13 protein-coding genes, 1 pseudogene and 2 CRISPR repeat arrays are annotated in these 15,468 nt (G+C 68.4%); of the genes and pseudogenes, 6 read left to right on the forward strand and 8 right to left on the reverse strand.

Going from position 1 to position 15,468, the window contains the following annotated elements; genetic code table 11:
* Positions 1-194: 194 nt before the first annotated feature.
* Entirely contained in the window at positions 195-392 is a 198-nt protein-coding gene (locus AB0I66_RS42260; RefSeq protein WP_363213426.1) for a DUF397 domain-containing protein, read from the reverse strand.
* Entirely contained in the window at positions 389-1,231 is an 843-nt protein-coding gene (locus AB0I66_RS42265) for a helix-turn-helix transcriptional regulator (protein WP_363213427.1), read from the reverse strand. The genes AB0I66_RS42260 and AB0I66_RS42265 overlap by 4 nt, the downstream gene beginning before the upstream one ends.
* An 87-nt stretch (positions 1,232-1,318) precedes the next feature.
* Between AB0I66_RS42265 and AB0I66_RS42270 the strand changes: the two genes are divergently transcribed.
* The 3 genes from AB0I66_RS42270 (at position 1,319) to AB0I66_RS42280 (ending at position 3,787) form a co-directional block, all read left to right on the forward strand.
* The gene (locus tag AB0I66_RS42270; RefSeq protein ID WP_363213428.1) at positions 1,319-1,567 is read left to right on the forward strand and encodes a hypothetical protein; all 249 of its coding nucleotides are present in this window, start codon (positions 1,319-1,321) and stop codon (positions 1,565-1,567) included.
* Positions 1,568-2,108: 541 nt separating this feature from the next.
* Positions 2,109-2,684 (forward strand): ATP-binding protein, encoded by a 576-nt coding sequence (locus AB0I66_RS42275; RefSeq protein WP_363213429.1) that lies wholly within the window; start codon positions 2,109-2,111, stop codon positions 2,682-2,684.
* Between the two features lie 527 nt (positions 2,685-3,211).
* The gene (locus tag AB0I66_RS42280) at positions 3,212-3,787 is read left to right on the forward strand and encodes a class I SAM-dependent methyltransferase (protein WP_363213457.1); all 576 of its coding nucleotides are present in this window, start codon (positions 3,212-3,214) and stop codon (positions 3,785-3,787) included.
* Positions 3,788-3,953: 166 nt separating this feature from the next.
* On the opposite strand, the gene AB0I66_RS42285 is transcribed toward AB0I66_RS42280, so the two are convergent.
* The 4 genes from AB0I66_RS42285 to AB0I66_RS42300 all read right to left on the reverse strand — a co-directional run bounded on the left by AB0I66_RS42285 (position 3,954) and on the right by AB0I66_RS42300 (position 7,164).
* Positions 3,954-4,772 carry a helix-turn-helix transcriptional regulator gene (locus AB0I66_RS42285; RefSeq protein WP_363213430.1) on the reverse strand — a complete coding sequence of 273 codons (819 nt, stop codon included), beginning with the start codon at positions 4,770-4,772 and terminating at the stop codon, positions 3,954-3,956.
* Between the two features lie 5 nt (positions 4,773-4,777).
* A complete protein-coding gene (locus tag AB0I66_RS42290) occupies positions 4,778-5,005 on the reverse strand; it encodes a hypothetical protein (protein ID WP_363213431.1) in 228 nt (75 codons plus the stop codon).
* A gap of 855 nt (positions 5,006-5,860) precedes the next feature.
* Positions 5,861-6,526, reverse strand: coding sequence for a hypothetical protein (locus AB0I66_RS42295; protein WP_363213432.1), 666 nt, complete (start codon positions 6,524-6,526; stop codon positions 5,861-5,863).
* A complete protein-coding gene (locus tag AB0I66_RS42300; RefSeq protein ID WP_363213433.1) occupies positions 6,523-7,164 on the reverse strand; it encodes a sigma-70 family RNA polymerase sigma factor in 642 nt (213 codons plus the stop codon). Before AB0I66_RS42300 ends, AB0I66_RS42295 begins: the two co-directional genes overlap by 4 nt.
* Positions 7,165-8,012: 848 nt before the next feature.
* On the opposite strand from AB0I66_RS42300, the gene AB0I66_RS42305 reads away from it, so the two are divergent.
* A complete protein-coding gene (locus tag AB0I66_RS42305) occupies positions 8,013-8,411 on the forward strand; it encodes a hypothetical protein (RefSeq protein WP_363213434.1) in 399 nt (132 codons plus the stop codon).
* On the forward strand, positions 8,408-9,565 hold the full coding sequence (locus tag AB0I66_RS42310; RefSeq protein ID WP_363213435.1) for a caspase family protein: 1,158 nt from the start codon (positions 8,408-8,410) through the stop codon (positions 9,563-9,565). Before AB0I66_RS42305 ends, AB0I66_RS42310 begins: the two co-directional genes overlap by 4 nt.
* A 368-nt stretch (positions 9,566-9,933) precedes the next feature.
* Here the strand turns inward: AB0I66_RS42310 and AB0I66_RS42315 are convergent, their stop codons facing one another.
* Together AB0I66_RS42315 and AB0I66_RS42320 are read right to left on the reverse strand one after the other, a co-directional pair.
* Complete coding sequence (locus AB0I66_RS42315; protein WP_363213436.1) at positions 9,934-10,203, reverse strand: hypothetical protein; 270 nt, start codon at positions 10,201-10,203, stop codon at positions 9,934-9,936.
* Positions 10,204-10,290: 87 nt separating this feature from the next.
* A complete protein-coding gene (locus AB0I66_RS42320; protein WP_363213437.1) occupies positions 10,291-10,845 on the reverse strand; it encodes a GNAT family N-acetyltransferase in 555 nt (184 codons plus the stop codon).
* A gap of 27 nt (positions 10,846-10,872) precedes the next feature.
* Positions 10,873-12,485: direct repeats of the CRISPR family, unit length 27 nt; unit sequence GGGACCATCCCCGCGGGTGCGGGGAGC.
* A gap of 144 nt (positions 12,486-12,629) precedes the next feature.
* A CRISPR array of direct repeats spans positions 12,630-12,839; the repeat unit is 27 nt; unit sequence GGGACCATCCCCGCGGGTGCGGGGAGC.
* Between the two features lie 372 nt (positions 12,840-13,211).
* Here AB0I66_RS42320 and AB0I66_RS42325 point away from each other — a divergent pair.
* A pseudogene (locus AB0I66_RS42325) lies at positions 13,212-14,112 on the forward strand (CRISPR-associated endonuclease Cas3''); the annotation flags it as partial.
* Positions 14,113-15,468: the final 1,356 nt, after the last annotated feature.

Below are 15,468 nucleotides of genomic sequence, written 5' to 3' on the forward strand. Positions count from 1 at the left end.
CTCACAACGCCCCCGAAAACTGCAAGATCCCGCCAGATCGACTCGATCGGACGGGATCTCGTGAACCGAACCTGAGATGTCTCAAGAACAGTCCGGGGGTTGTGCAGTCGTGTATCAGGCGAGAGCCGATCCATGGCGGTACCCCTCGGGCATGGTGTAGCCCCCGCCGGGGCGGGGGCTTGGGCGCCGTGGGGTCAGCGCTTGATCCAGTCGAGGAAGGTGTTCCATTCGTGGTCGGGTACGACCAGGGCGGGCCCGTGGGGTGTTTTGCTGTCCCGGACGGGGATGACGCCCCTGTATCCATCTGCAACCTCAACGCAGGCGCCGCCCTCGCCGTTGCTGTATGACGATTTCCGCCACGCAGCCGCTGTGAGGTCTGGTGCAGTGCTCATTTGCTGTACTCCTCAGCCACTGATTCCATGAGTTTCAACGACCGCTCCGGTGAAAGTGCAGCGGCGCAGGTCAGATGGTAGGACAGCATCGCGGCATCGGTCAGAGCCGTCTTCTCCAGTACCTGACCGCCGTGGGGCCCTTCCTGGTACGCCAGCGGGGGCGTGTCGGCGAAGTGCATGATGATCAGCTGGCCTGCCACGAGCGGATGCGCACCGACGCTGAAGGGGACAACCTGCACGACGACGCTTCTCGCACGGGCCATCTGTACTGTGTGTGACAGCTGACCTGCCATGACCTGGCGGCCCCCGATCTCGCGCCGCAGCGCTGATTCGTCGAGGACAACGGTCAGGCGGGGAGCGGAAGTTCCCCCGAGTATGCTGCTGCGGTCCATGCGATCGGCTATCAGCTTTGAGACCCCCTCCTCACTCCTGAACGGGTCAGAATCCCTGATCAGGGCCTGCGCGTACCGCTCTGTCTGGAGGAGGCCGGGAAAGAGCGAGTCGGCGAACCAGTCGATGCGGCGGGCTACTTTCTCCAGGTCAGCAACGGCCGCGAAATATTCAGGGACAGCGCTTCTGTCCTCCTGAGCTCTCTTGGCCATGCGGAAGGTCGTAGTGAGGGCATCCTCGGCGTCCAAGGCTGTGTCAATGCGCTCAACAAGCTCCAGATCAGGGATGCGAAACGCAGTCTCCAACTGACTGATATAGGCATGCGACTGGAAAACCAGCTTGCCCAGCTCACCTTGTTTGAGCCCCTTGGCCTCCCTGAGGTCCCTCAGGCGGTTACCGAAGAAATCCCAGGGGCTTTTAGTGGGGTCCAGATCCTTGGAGTTCGGCATGGCTCTCCACGTTTTACAACCGTCAGTAAAACCGTAACTACTGGTCAGGGTACTCGCGTTGGGTCCACGGTGGACACACACAGTGACATGGAGCGTACAGATCCGAAGGGTTTTTTGATGGACTCCCCGCAGCAGGCCGACGACCTCGATGAAGCACCGGGCAAAGACGTGCAGGACACCTTTGAGGCCCTGCCGGCAACCATCAGGGATCACGGGGTGAGGCTCCCTCAGGTGCATGTGGGCTGGGGCCTGGCGGAGCCCCGGATCATCCTCGGGTCGGCGAGCCTGGCCGCGGACCACCAGCCCTGTCGCGCCATGGAGTGTGAGGACCGGTGAGCAGGCTCGCGGTGGGGGATGAGGTTGGGGAGCAGCGGCGTCGCAGCTTCGCGGTCGTTTTGCGCGTGCAGGGGGCGGCTGTCGGTGTGGAAAACCAGGCGGGGGCGCGGTGGACGGCGCGGGCCGAGCACTGCATGCCGGCCGCTGATGCAGAGGATCGGGCGGCGCCGTCGGGTACAACTCCGCTTGCGGCCACGGCAGGCGACGTGTGGGTCCACGATTATGTGTGGGCGGCCGGCGCCTACCGGGAAGTCCTCGACATGCGCCGCACGTCGGCAGGTGACGGCAAAATCCTCGTACTTGAGGGACACGGCCCATGGGCAATGGCCCGCCCGGGAACCATCTACCGCCCACCCGCACTTCGGAGCGCCCCGGTGACCGGGACGCTGGCCCCAGGCAGGCAGAGCGAGGAACTGATCCACGTGAGGACGGGCCGGGACGGCCGGTGGATCACGGGTCTGTGCTTGCTCTCCGGCCACCGTCCAGCGGCGGGGCTGCTGTCCATCGGCACCGGATCGGTGCCTGCGGGGCAGGTGCCCGCATGATGCACCCTCACCTCCCCGAAGACCGTACGCGCGAGCCCCGCCCCAGCCCCGCCCCCGTCCAAGCCCCCGCCCCGGTCGTGCCCGTGCTGCGGCCGGGTGTGCAGGCCGGCCAGGCGCCCTACCCGCTCAGCTGCTGCTGGCAGTTGCCCGGGCAGTGCGAGCGCACCCCGTCAGCGGCGCGCGCCCACGTGGGCAGGATGCTCGCGGACTGGGGCGTGCCCCAGAGGGTCCGCACGGACCTGCAGCAGATCGTCAGCGAGCTCACCAGCAACGCGGTCACGCACACCCACAGCCCCCAGATCACCATCGAGGTCACACTCACCGACGATGAGGCCGCTGTCAGCGTCGCCGACAGCGGCCCCCAACGCCCACTGCACATCCAGCAGACAACCGAAGATGACGAGCACGGCCGCGGCCTGCTGCTCGTCGAAGCGCTGGCCACTTGGTGGGAGCAAAGACGAATCAAAGGGGGCAGCACCGTGCACGCGACCATCAGCCTCCCGCAACCACACGCCCGCGCCCGCGAGATCGCCGAGGGCGTTGGCCAGGTGCCTCGAACCCGCCGCCACTGAGTGGCCCGGAGCACGCCGCGCGGGCATGGGGGCGGTGCAAGCACCGGGCGTGTGCGGGGCGTTGATGTTGTGCGGTCAGCGGCCCACGATCAGCGCGGAGCTACTCGCCGTCCTGCGCGAACGGGAGAGCTACTGCGGCGGGGCCCTGGTCAGCAGTGCGCCGGCGTTGCTTGGAGTGGTGGGCTTCGCTGGAACGGCAGCAGCCTGGCCCCGTGCGGCCCCGTGCGGCACGGGGCCTCCCGCGCCGCCCCGTCTGCACGTGACCGGCACTGGCAGCCGGTGCGCAGTTGGTCCAAACCTCCGGGCACTGGCCCCACCGTAATCAACCAACGGGGCTGCAAGCGGTGTCCGTGGCTTTGATGCAGCATGCCCTGTCCTGCCTCCTGATGGGAAAGAAGTGACCGGTGGATGCATACGAGCACCAGCATGCCGGGGCCGGGGCAGCGCCGGGGCGCCCCGGCGGTGACCTGGCTGCTGGCCTCTTGCCTGTGCCTGCGCCAGGTGTACAGGACGCTGCGCCTTGGAGCGTGCAGCGTTTGGATGCCCGGGGCTGGAACCACTGGTATGCGGGTGGTGGCCGGTCACGGGCGGTCACCGCAGGGGAGAAGCAGAGGTTCTTGCGGGTCGCGGGTGACGCGGTCCAGGGCGGTCTCGCTGTTGACCTGGCCTGCGGTACGGGGCAGTGGTCGCGTCAGCTGGCAGCGTGGGGGATGTCCGTGCGCGCGTACGACTATGCCCACGAAGCCGTACGTCTGGCCGCCTTCCAGGGCTGTTGGGAAGGCGCGTTCGACACCTGGGACATCAACGCCGAGCCCATTCCGGCCTCCATTCGCCCCGGCAGCGTCGCCCTGGTCACCTGCCGGAACGCACTGGCCTATCTCGACCGGGGGCGTTTGATGACCGATGTCGGCCGCTGGCTGGGCCGGCGCGGCACCTTTTACGCGCTGACCCCCCTCACCGAGCCGAACGCATCTGTGAACCCTCATCACCGGGGCCTGTCGCTGGGGCAGCTCGAGCAGCTCGCGGCAGGGTGGTCCTCCCGGCAGATTTTCCAGGTCGATGACCAGGAAGCCGTCCTCGTACTACGGGAATACGGCGACTGACCTTCCCGCGCCGCCCTGTCCTTCGGCTCAGCGGATTCGGGTGAGGGGAGCGGTCCGTGCGTCGGTCGACTGACTGCCCGCCGGTCGGGCGTCGGTGGCTGCAGTATGCACGACGGTGCCGGGCAGCTACAGATCAGCTGCCCGGCACCGGCCGGCTGGTCCGCGATCACGCGGCGAAGCCGACGTCTCCTTCCTCTGCGAGATTCTGGGCGGCCAGGTCCAACACCTGTTGCAGCGTCATGCCCGCGAAGTGGTGGCTCCGGTGCTCTGGAACAACGGGCAGGGGCAGGGGCCGGACCGCATGGATCTCGATGCCGGTGGCGGACTTCTTCGTCGTCTCATACCAGTGGACGAAGAGTTCCTCCCCCGGACGCAGCGCACCTCGCGCGGCCAGCAGGCTGTTCACCTCTGTCCTGGTGCGCTCACCGCGCACCTTGTGCCAGCACTCGAACCACGGGCCAAGGTCATCTTCCTGGATCTCGCAGGCCTGCAGGAAGGCGATGTAGGTCCGTACGTCGTACGGCAGGGCCCTGCCCCGGACGATCTCGTGGGCGGTGCTGTGGGGCAGACGCCATCCGGCCTGGTCCTCCATCTCGCGGACGGGCGGGCGCCCCGCCCTGTCGTAGGCATCACGCATCGCCCCGCTGAGATCGGCGGCATCACGCACGAACTGCGGCTTGGGCACGACCATGGAGCGCCGGGCATCCCGGCGCGCACGGGCCGCAGCGCCCTTCGCCGCCTGGTGAAGGGCTTTGGCCGTGACCAGGTCGCCGCCGGCTGCGGTGACATAGTCCTCGACCGTGGTCCAGGCCGGGGCGCGCTCTCCGCCCCGGGCCGCCCGCTTGAGGGAGCTGGCCGAGCACAGGGCGCTGTCGGCCAGCTCCTCATACGTTTTGCCCACGGCTTGACGGAGCTGGCGGAGGTAGGCGGCGAGCATGCCGACCTCCTGCACCGCGAAGCCGACCGGGCTCTCCGGACGCCCCATGGCGTTCAGCTGCTCGCGCCGTTGTTGAAGGCCGCAGCCACTATTCTGCGCAGCAGCCCTCGCTCACGGCCCCCGCCCCTGTGCCTCGTCGTGTTGGCCGCCACGACGACGGCGACACCGAGGCCGCCCACGGCACCGAGAAGGAGAAGGACCTCACGCGCGGGCATATGCGTGAAGAGGCTGAGCACGACAGCCGCGGCGAGGAACGCCACGATGACCAGGGCCTGTGCCATGCCGAAGAACGGAGCGGCAGTGGCCGTAGCGAGAGAGGCGTTTGCCTCCTTGGTGCTTTTCACTGTGATGGGCTCCCATGGAGTGAGCCGGCGGCGGCCGTCGGCCGCCGCCGGACTACGGGTTGCTGACTCAACCGGGCCGGCGACCGCGAGGTGTTGGCGCACCTCGAGCGCGGTAGACGGCCCGGACGGCCGTAAGCCGCAGGATCCTTGGCGGGAGATCCTGCGCGCGGCTTTGGGCCCTTAAAATCCAAGGGTCCCAGCCCCGACGGCGCCGAAGAACGACTGGTGGGGTTGGGCCAGGAACTGTCCAAGTAGCCTGCACCGCCGCTGTGTTCAGCGGAAAGGCGCTGGCCTTGGACCGTGCGGATGACCGCTGGGTTGGTTCACATCTGGTCCAGGTACCGGGGCTGTGACTGGGCCGCTGGCACGGGAACACTTAACTCAGTTCGCGACAACCAGCAGGTTTTCGCGGGCCCCGGCACGGCCTTTTTCACCAGGCCGTGCAGGGCGACACCCATGAAGTTTGCTGACTCAACGGAAACAAATGGGGATTGATCAGCTGGTCACGCTTGGCGGCTTGACCAGCACACAACAAGGACTCCCGAGGATCCGTCCCTTGGCCGGGGTGATCGTTGCGGGATTCCGCGCAGGCAGCATCCAGGAAGAGGGGTCAGATGCCGGGGGATACCGACATCTGACAAGTCCGAGATGCCCCTGCGGAACCAGTGCCGGGCGTCGAACGCTGCCGAAGGCCTCGACAGCGCTCGGGCGACCCGGAACGCAGCCCCCCGTACCAACCCGTGCGGGGGGCCTTCCGCATGCCGTGACCAACCCCGCACACCTCCCGCCACCTCAGACAGCGCGGCTGTGCGCGCGCAGGACCTGTGCCAGCCGCCGGTCGGGACGGGGCACGATCACACAGGGCGCACCGTCATCGGCGAGCCGGTCCACCTCCATCTCCAAACCTCCGGTCAGCGGCGCGGCCCCCTCCGGGCGGGGGTAGAGGTAGCGGGCGATGGCCTCCACCTTCTCGAAATATGCGTCATCGAGCATGTCACCGAGGTCATAGATGACCTGGTGCCACCAGTGAGCGGCCTCGCGCTGCTCACCCAGTGCGGCATGGTGCAGGTGCAGGCAGTACGCCGCCGCCCGATGCCCGGCACCTGCGGCTAACTGCCACCAAAACTGCGCAGATTCGGGGTGCTGTCCGGTCAGGTAGAGCAGCGAGGCGAAGACGGCAGCGCCCTCGACATCCAGGTTGTCTTCTTCGACGGGCAGTTCGGGGTCGCCCTGGGCGAGCTGATCGACATGGTGGGCGGCGTGCGGCGCGCTGAGCATCCAGCGGGCGATCACCGTCAGGCGCTGCGCGCACTGGGCGGCGCGCTGGGTGTCCATGGTGCTCTGGGCGCGGCCGGCGTCGACGGCCAGCTTCTCCAGTGCTGCACCGACGTCGAACCTGCTGGGCACATGGACCGGCATGGCGGCGTCGGCGAGCACGTCGTCGAGCGTCATCATCATTCCCCCCTCTTCTCCTTGGTGCGCTTCGCGATCGGGGCGGCCTTCTTGCGGCGGTCCCCGTCGGCGGGCAGGTCCAGCAGAACGCGCAGGCGTTCGCGGCCCTTGCGGACGTGGTAGTCCACGGTGCGTGAGTCCAGGCCCATGTAGCGGGCAATGCGCGCGACCGGGTAATTGAGCACGTACCGCAGGACGATCGCGTTGTACTGCCGGGTGGGTAGCTCGAGCATCGCTTCGTAGAGGCCGGCGTGGCTGGGCGCGAGCTCCATCTCGGCGCGAATGGCAGCCAGATTGCGCGATATCGGGGCGTTGATGACAAACGCGGGAGGCCTGCCCTCGGACTTGAGACGCCTGCCGACGCGCCGGCTGAGCACAGCCATCGCCCGCTGCTCGATGTCGGACTCGGTCAGTAGCTCCTTCCAGGTCGCCAGGATCTCCAAGAACACGTCGTGGACGACGAGTTCAGCGGCGTTGCGGTGGCCGAGGTGGAGCTCGGCGAAGGCGTGGAAGAACTCCTGCTGGTTCAGGTAGAAACCCTCGAAATCGAGGGGAAGTCCCGTGCGGGGTGCGGAGGCCGGGTCGGGACGGCCCTGGCTGGGGCTCCCGAACGCGTCCGTCAGCGCGTGATCGTCAGTGGTCACGCGGGCCTCACATTGGTCATCACACGTCCCTGTACGTATGGAAGTTGGCGGCGCGTGTCCCACCAGGCGCTCACCAGTGAGCCGGGCGGCTCTAAGGCCCACCTTGTCGAGAATCGAGCCCGCTCACTCAACGTGATGCCGAAAAATATGACCCAGTGATCATGGTCCACTGCGGAACGTGTGCACGATTAGGGCACACCAGTCCAGAATGGCCCCCTGAGCAGCAAGGGTGAACCATCGTTCACCTACGCATGACGGGTTCCGCCACACCAAGTGGCATTCATCACAACGGAGTTGGGCGAACTCGGGCAGTCCTCGCGCCCGCCCCGCTCCCTCCGCGCTCATCTCGCGAACCAAACCCCGTGGGGGTGACATACAGCAAAAGCGCTGCCCGCCGAACCCCTCTCGTGCATCAGCCCCCGCCGTCGCCGTCCGACAGCTGCGAAATGGGAGACCAGCTCGAAGTCGGCACCAGCCGCAACCTCGCCCCAATTCGGAGTGTTGTGCGAAGACTGAGTTCGCTCCATCCGACCGTCTCGCGTGTACGCCTCCCACGTCATCCCCAGCTACCTGCAGACCCCCCGGTTACGCGACCACCCTCATGGGCCTCATCGCGGCCTTCCGCGGCACCCCGACTGGTGTGTTGTTGGTTCGCTGAGGGGCCGGGTGGCGTTGCTCGGGGAGGGTGCTGAGGGGCTTGAGCTGGGGTTGTTGATGGCTGTTGAGGAAGGTGTGGCTTGTTGTAGGTATCGGTAGGGTCAAAGGGCTCAGCGGGTGTTGCCGCTCAGGGGCCCTTGTCTGGTCCGGGGGTGGTGTTGTGCTGTGGCGTGTTTCCTGATCGGTTGTGCATGGGCAGTGGGTGTGCATACGGATCAGGGGAGGTCGGGGTGCGGTTAGAGCTGCAGGTTGGACTGGGCGCGGGGGAGTCGCGTTCGCTGCAGGGCTGGTTGCGTGCGGATCCTGCAGTGCGCCGGTCTGTTGTGGTGGGGGCGCGGGCTGATGTGCCGGGGCCGGGGCAGATGGGCGCGGCCCTGGATGTGCTTGAGCTGGTGACAGGAAATGGATGGAGTGCGGCGTCATTCGTATTGGCAGTCGCAGCGTGGCGGCAGAGCCGGCCGCAGCGGCCGCAGGTGGAGATCCGACGCGGGGAGACGGTCATCGTCCTTGCAGAGGGTTCTGAGGAGGAGATCGCGCGGGCAGTGCGGGCGCTTGAGGCCGTCCGCGGCGATGAGGGCGGCGACAGGTGAGTGTGCTGCCCGATCCGGGAGCCTCACGGGCAGTGCTGGTGGGCACGAGCCGCTACGAGCATCTGGAGCCGTTGCCGGCCGTGGCGAACAACCTGCGGGCTCTCGCCGATCTTTTGTGCAGCCCGCTGTCGCTGCAACTGCCCGGCCAGCACGTAACTGTTGTGGAGGATCCAGCTGTCGCGCACACGGTGGTGGGCGCGGTGCGACAAGCGGCCGCTGAGGCGACTGACACGCTGGTGGTCTACTTCGCCGGGCACGGCCTGGTCGATGCCCACGATCAGCTCGCTTTGGCTCTGCCACGAACCGAGTTCGGCCGTATCGAGACCGGCCTGCCCTATGACTGGGTGCGCCAGGTGCTGCTGCTGGACTCCCGAGCCGAGCGGCATGTGGTGATTTTGGACTGCTGCTACAGCGGTCTGGCTTTGGGGAGGATGAGCCCCGGGATGGGGCTTGCCGACCAAGCGGCGGTGGAAGGCAGTTTCCTGCTGGCGGCCGCCGCCGAAACCCGTACTGCTTTGGCGCCGGTGGGGGAGACCTACACGGCTTTCACCGGGGCTCTGCTGGAGGTCCTGCGGCAGGGCATACCCGGCGGTCCCACACTGGTTGACCTCGGGGCTCTGTATCGGCATCTGCGCCAGACGATGGAGGCGCGTGGGCATCCTGTTCCGCAGGCGCGGGACCGCAACAGCGGTGCCCAGGTCGCGCTCGGACGTAACCACGCGGATCTGCCTGCCGCGCCCTTTGCTGCTGCGGCGGCCGGTGCGGACGTAGGGGGGCGCCCCTGGCCGGATCCGCGCGCGATCCGTACCGCGACCGGATTCTTAACCGCTCTCGCCGAGGTGCGGGTGGTCAGTGGACTGACTCACCGGGCGATCAGTGAGCGTTCGGCCGGCCGCATGGCCGCCGGCACCGTCGGCGGTCTGCTCAACCGCAGTACTCTTCCCACGACTTGGGGCACCACGGCCGTCTACCTCTCAGCGTGCGGTGTTCCCGATGACCAGATCACGCAGTGGCAGACCGCCTGGCAGCACCTGCGCGCACAGACCCTGTCGGCGGAGCCGGCGAGCCCGGAAGCCACCCGTGGCGGCGGGCCTGAGAAGGCAAGAGCATGGCAGCGCCCCTTGTCAGCCTTCCGCCGGAGGCGGGATCACTGACCGGACACCGCAGAGGTCGAGGCACTGGAAGGCTGAGGGCGAGGCGTCTTGCCTGGGTTGTCGGAGCCGTCCGAGAACAGGGTGTTCCATGCGGCAATGAGCAGCACAGCGGCGATCAGAATGAGCCCCAGGGAGGGCTTCTTCCATCGGCTGGACGTCGATGATGGCTTCACATAGTGCGCTGCCCGGTAATAGCCCTTGCGGGTCTGCGACTTCGTCCTTGCTTTCGCCACAGCTACACGCCCCCGTCCAATGCGACTGCCTGCAAGGCAGAGTCTCGCAGCGATTGCGCCGCGTCGCTTCTTGAATAACTCAGTACGGCTGATTTCGCACTGTTGTGGGAATGGCGCGACATCTGAGTTGGGTGGTCAGCGCTTTGGCGTGGGGCGGTTGCGTTGCTCGGCGAGGTGGTCGAGGCGGATGGCTTCGGATGATGTTTTGGTGATGTGTTCGGTGCCGTCGCTGATGGCGGTGATGGCTGTGTGGCGGATGAGTCGGGTGAGGCTTCCGATACGGTCGGCGGTGCGTTGGTGGAGGTAGGGGGCGTGGCGGGGGAGGGTTTCGGGTTTGTGCTGTTGGAGGTCGAGGTTGTTCTTCGATGTCGGTAATGACGTCGCGGAAGGGTTGGTGCTGGCCATGGCGGGCGGGGAGAGGGCCGCAGTTGATGAGGGCGGTGCGTCCTGCGAGTTGGGCGTCGCGGGTGCTGACCAGTGGGGACGGGCCGGTCAGCGGGCGGGGAGGTTGAGGAGCATGGCGTGGAAGAGGGGTGCGTGTTGTTGGCGGGGGCGTAGGTCGCCGAGTGTTGTCCAGCCCCACTGTTCGTACAGTGCCCGCACTTTGGGGTGTCTTTGGTCGACGAGGAGGGTGGCGCGTTCCTCGTCGCGTTCGTTCAGGAGTGTGTCGTGCAGGTGGCGGCTGACGCCGGTTTTGCGCCAGGGGGCCCGGACCATCAGCTCGCTTAACGCGTAGGTGCGGGTGCCGGTCTCCGCGATGGCCGACTGGGGGACGTCGGTGAGCAGGCCGCCCCACCATCGGGTGTCGGCGGCAAGCGGGGCGCCGTAGGCGTATCCCACGGCCTGGCCGTGGGTGTAGCCGACCGTGCATGCCCATCCTGCTTGGTTGCTCCAGGCGTCCAGGCCCTTGGCGAAGCGGTCGACAGTGGCGAAGGGGTCGGCTCGGGCGGCTTCCTGGTAGACCTCGGCGTAGATATCCAACAGCACGGGCCGCAGGTCGGCGGCCTGCTCCCGGCCGTAGTGCTGTATGGCGATGTCAGTGCTCACGGATGCTCCTGGGCGGTAGGTGTCGAGGGGACCATCCCCGCGGGTGCGGGGAGCAGATCGACGTCCTCCAGGACGCGGCGAGCGCACAGGGACCATCTCCGCGGGTGCGGGAAGCAGACTGTGCCGTGCAAGGACGCCGAACTCGGCTCGGGATCATCCCCGCGGGTGCGGGGAGCAGCCCACCGCCAGCCCGACACCGGCCTCCACCACGGGACCATCCCCGCGGGTGCGGGGAGCAGGAGACGTCGACCGGAGTCGGGGTGCACGTCTCGGGACCATCTCCGCGGGTGCGGGGAGCAGCAGAAGTAGCAGCACCCCCGCACCGGGCGGCGGACCATCCCCGCGGGTGCGGGGAGCAGGTTCCGCTTCACTTCTGGCCCCCGTTCTCGCCGGGACCATCCCCGCGGGTGCGGGGAGCAGACGGGAAACCCCCGCACCCTCTGGGTTCGGGGGGACCATCCCCGCGGGTGCGGGGAGCAGACGGGAAACCCCCGCACCCTCTGGGTTCGGGGGGACCATCCCCGCGGGTGCGGGGAGCAGAGAACGCGAAGATCCCTGTGCGTGCGACGCGTGGGACCATCCCCGCGGGTGCGGGGAGCAGGTCTCCCGCGAACCTCCGCCGTAGGTGGCGACGGGACCATCCCCGCGGGTGCGGGGAGCACCCGGTGCCGTCGGGGCGCCGGTTGGCCTGCGCGGGACCATTCCCGCGGGTGCGGGGAGCACGAGTGCGTGCGCCATGACCTATGGCGGCACGGGGGACCATCCCCGCGGGGGCGGGGAGCACGGCACCGTGAGCTGGCCGCCCCGCACGCGGTGGGGACCATCCCCGCGGGTGCGGGGAGCGCACGTCAGACCATTCGCGCCAGGCTTGCTTGGGGGGACCATCCCCGCGGGTGCGGGGAGCGCACGTCAGACCATTCGCGCCAGGCTTGCTTGGGGGGACCATCCCCGCGGGTGCGGGGAGCGCAACTCTCCGGAGTCGCCGCGCGTGCCGTCGTAGGGACCATCCCCGCGGGTGCGGGGAGCAGACCGTGACCTTGGGGTCGCGGGAGTCTGCGATGGGGCCATTCCTGCGGGTGCGGGGAGCAGTTCCCGAAGATCGAGCGAGCGATGCCCCAGCGGGGACCATCCCCGAGGGTGCAGGGAGCAGTTTCGGGTGGGGGAGTGCACGTGGTGCGTGGAGGGCCATCCCCGTGGGTGGTGCGGGGAGCAGCTGACCTCCTCCACTAGGCGCCGACCCTCCGCAGGAACATCCCCGCGGGTGCGAGGAGCAGACCACTCAGGACTTCCTTGACTGGGACGTGCCGGGGCCATCCCCGGCGGGTGCGGGGGAGCAGGATCAGCACGAGACCACCGACCCGAGCACGAAGGGGCCATCCCCGCGCGTGCGGGGAGCAGACCGCTCACGGCCAGGCCGCGGCCGCCGTCGCGGGACCATCCCCGCGGGTGCGGGGAGCAGGAGGGCTCATGCGGGTCACGCGACACAGCGCAGGGACCATCCCCGCGGGTGCGGGGAGCAGGGCGCGAAGAAGTCGGCCTCGCTGGGCGGGATGGGGCCATCTCCGCGGTGCGGGGAGCAGACGGTCACTACGTCGCAGATCGCGCTGCCGACGGGGCCATCCCCGCGGGTGCGGGGAGCAGGCTCGTTCACCAGGCATTCTGCCGTTACCAACCTCCGGTTCCGAGCACTTTCACCGACTCCGGCAAAGCGGGCAAAGAGGCACTCCATGGCTCCGGTTGCCGCGCATCCCGCTGGCCCAGCAGCCGCAGCGAGTGTGGCTTGAGGGACCATCCCCGCGGGTGCGGGGAGCACGCCCGCCGCAAGGACGCCCAGGCCTACCTCACGGGACCATCCCCGCGGGTGCGGGGAGCACGTCGAGGTCCCACTGTTCGTAGCTCGTGAGTGGGGACCATCCCCGCGGGTGCGGGGAGCGCTCGATCGCCCTGTTCGGCGCGTCCCTCTTCCCGGGGCCATCCCCGCGGGTGTGGGGAGCGTACTTCGGGGCCTGGGGGTCTACCGCTGTTGGATGCTGGTTTCGAGCAGTGTCGCCGGTCCGGGCGTAACGCGCGTAAGGGGTATGGGGTTTGGCGGCTTCTTTGGTGTTTGTGGGTATGTGTGCTGGGTGTGTGTGGGCGGATGGTGTGTCGTGCTGTGAGCTGCTTTCTGATTTTTCCTTGGTCTGTTCGTGCGGGGGTCCGTTTTCGCGGTATTGCCGCTGTGCTCTCGGGTTGGCGTGTATGCCTGTGGCATGGCGGTTGTGGGGGAGTTACGTGTGGGGCTGGGGGCTCGGCTTAGGGGGCCGGTGCGTGCTGTGTGGGCCAAGCATGACCGGGATTCCGGGGGGTGGCTGCCGTTGTGGCGGCACATGGACGACAGTGCGGCAGTGGCCGGGTTGCTGTGGGATGAGTGGCTGCCCGCGAGTGTGCGGGCGTTGACGGCTGGGGCGCTGCCGGGCGGGGCTGACGATGCCCGGTCGTTGGTGGTGTGGCTGGCGGCGGTGCATGACATCGGGAAGGCAACGCCGGCGTTCGCGTGTCAGGTCGATCAACTTGCCGATGAGATGCGGCGGCAGGGCCTTGAGATGAAGACCCAGCACCAGTTGGGTGCCGATCGTGTGATGGCGCCGCACGCGCTGGCGGGGCAGGTGCTGCTAGCCGAGTGGCTGGAGGAGTGGCACGGCTGGCCGGCAGAGCGGGCAGTTTGCTGTCGTTGCGGGCGGCCACCATGGGGTGCCGCCGGAGCACGGGCAGCTCAATGATCTGTATGACCGGCCGCATCTGCTGCGGTCGCCGGGGGCCAGTGAAAAGGTGTGGCGGCGGGTGCAGTTGGAGTTTCTGGAGGCGTGTGCCGAAGAGTTCGGCGTGCGCGAGCGGCTCCGCACTTGGCGGACAGTGAAGCTGGCGCAGCCCGTGCAGGTGCTGCTCAGCGCCGTGGTGATCGTCGCCGACTGGGTCGCCAGCAACCCGGACCTTTTCCCCTACTTCCCGCAGGAGACCCGTAGTGGTGAGGAGCGGATCGCCGCGGCCTGGCGTGGGCTGCGGTTGCCTGCTCCGTGGCGGGCTGATGCGCCGGCCGGGGACGGGCAGGAGGTGTTCGCGTCGCGTTTCGACCTGCCGCCGGGAGCGAAGGTCAGGCCGGTGCAGGAGGCCGCGGTCCGGCTGGCGCATGCGATGCCCGCGCCCGGCCTGATGATCGTTGAGGCTCCGATGGGGGAGGGGAAGACGGAGGCCGCGCTCGCGGTCGCTGAGATCCTCGCGGCCCGTTCACGTCCCGATGGCCCCGCCGTTCGGGCCACGTTCCTGGGCACGTTGCTCTGCTCCCCGCGCATGCGGGGATGGACCCGAGCCGCTCGAGCACTAGGACCAGACGGAAGACTGCTCCCCGGGCCTGCGGGGGATGGACCCGCTTACGCCTGTAACGAGGAGGCCATGCTGCCCTGCTCCCCGCGCGTGCAGGGATGGCCGGATGGCCCCGTCTTCCAGGAAGACATCGCACGCACTCCAGCTGCTCCCCGCGCATGCGGGGATGGACCCCCTAAGCGGAAGCCGATCTCGTTCCTGCGCGACTGCTCCCCGCGCGACGTCGGCCGAACGCGTACGGAGTGGGCTGCTCCCGCGTCTGCGAGAATGGATCCTCCCGGCAGAAGGACATGGTCGAGCGCCGGGCCTCTCCTCGTACCTACGGGGATGGCCCCGGCGGTGAATCCAGCCTCGACGTCTCCGTCTCCTGCTCCCCGCGTAAGCGGAGATGGACCCCGATGCGCGCCGCGGGGCTCGGATGACCACGACTGCTCCCCGCGTCCGCGGGGATCGACCCGCGAAGGCGAACGCTCGCATTCTTCGATCCGACTGCTCCCCGCACGCGCGGGAATGGACCCACCCCAGGTGTCCAGCAGTACCAGGGCCTGGCCTGTTCCCCGCCCGCGCGGGGATGGACCCTTGTCGACGACGAACTTGGTGCCCGGCCGCCGCTGCTCCCTGCACGCACGGGGATGGACCCCAGGTCGGCTTCGGGGGTACGACCATGTCGCCCTGCTCCCCGCCCTCGCGGGGATGGCCCTCCGGGCTACGCGAAGGAGGAGGGCGTCCGGCCCTGTTCCCCGCGCGTGCGGGGTTGACCCCATCAGCCGGTCTGCCCTGACCGCGCCCCACATCTGCTTACCGCCCGCGCGGGGATGGACCCCAGGACGAGCGAGGCGCTGCTCCACTCCTCTCCTCCTCCCCGTACCCGCGGGGATGGACCACACGTCGTCTTGGTCGCGATCAACACGGCGATCTGCTCTCTGCACGCGCGGGGATGGTCCCCTCCAGACGATCACCCAAGCGTTCTCGGAGTTCTGCTCCCCGCGCATGCGGGGATGGACCCTGGCCGGGATGGAGGGCGACGGCGGTGACTCACTACTCCCCGCGCACGCGGGGATGGGCCCGACATCGCCTGCGCCATCAAGCGCAGCCCCTCTTGCTCCCAGCGCACGCGGGGATGGACCCGACCAGGTCAAGATCACCGGCAATCTGGAGTCCTGCTCCCCGCGCACGCGGGGATGGACCCCCGATCCCTCACCAGGACCAGAAGTGCAGGAGCTGCTCTCCGCGCTCGCGGGGATGGACCCGGCAAGTTTGAGC

Source organism: Streptomyces sp. NPDC050439 (assembly GCF_040655335.1).
Classification (GTDB): Bacteria; Actinomycetota; Actinomycetes; order Streptomycetales; family Streptomycetaceae; genus Streptomyces.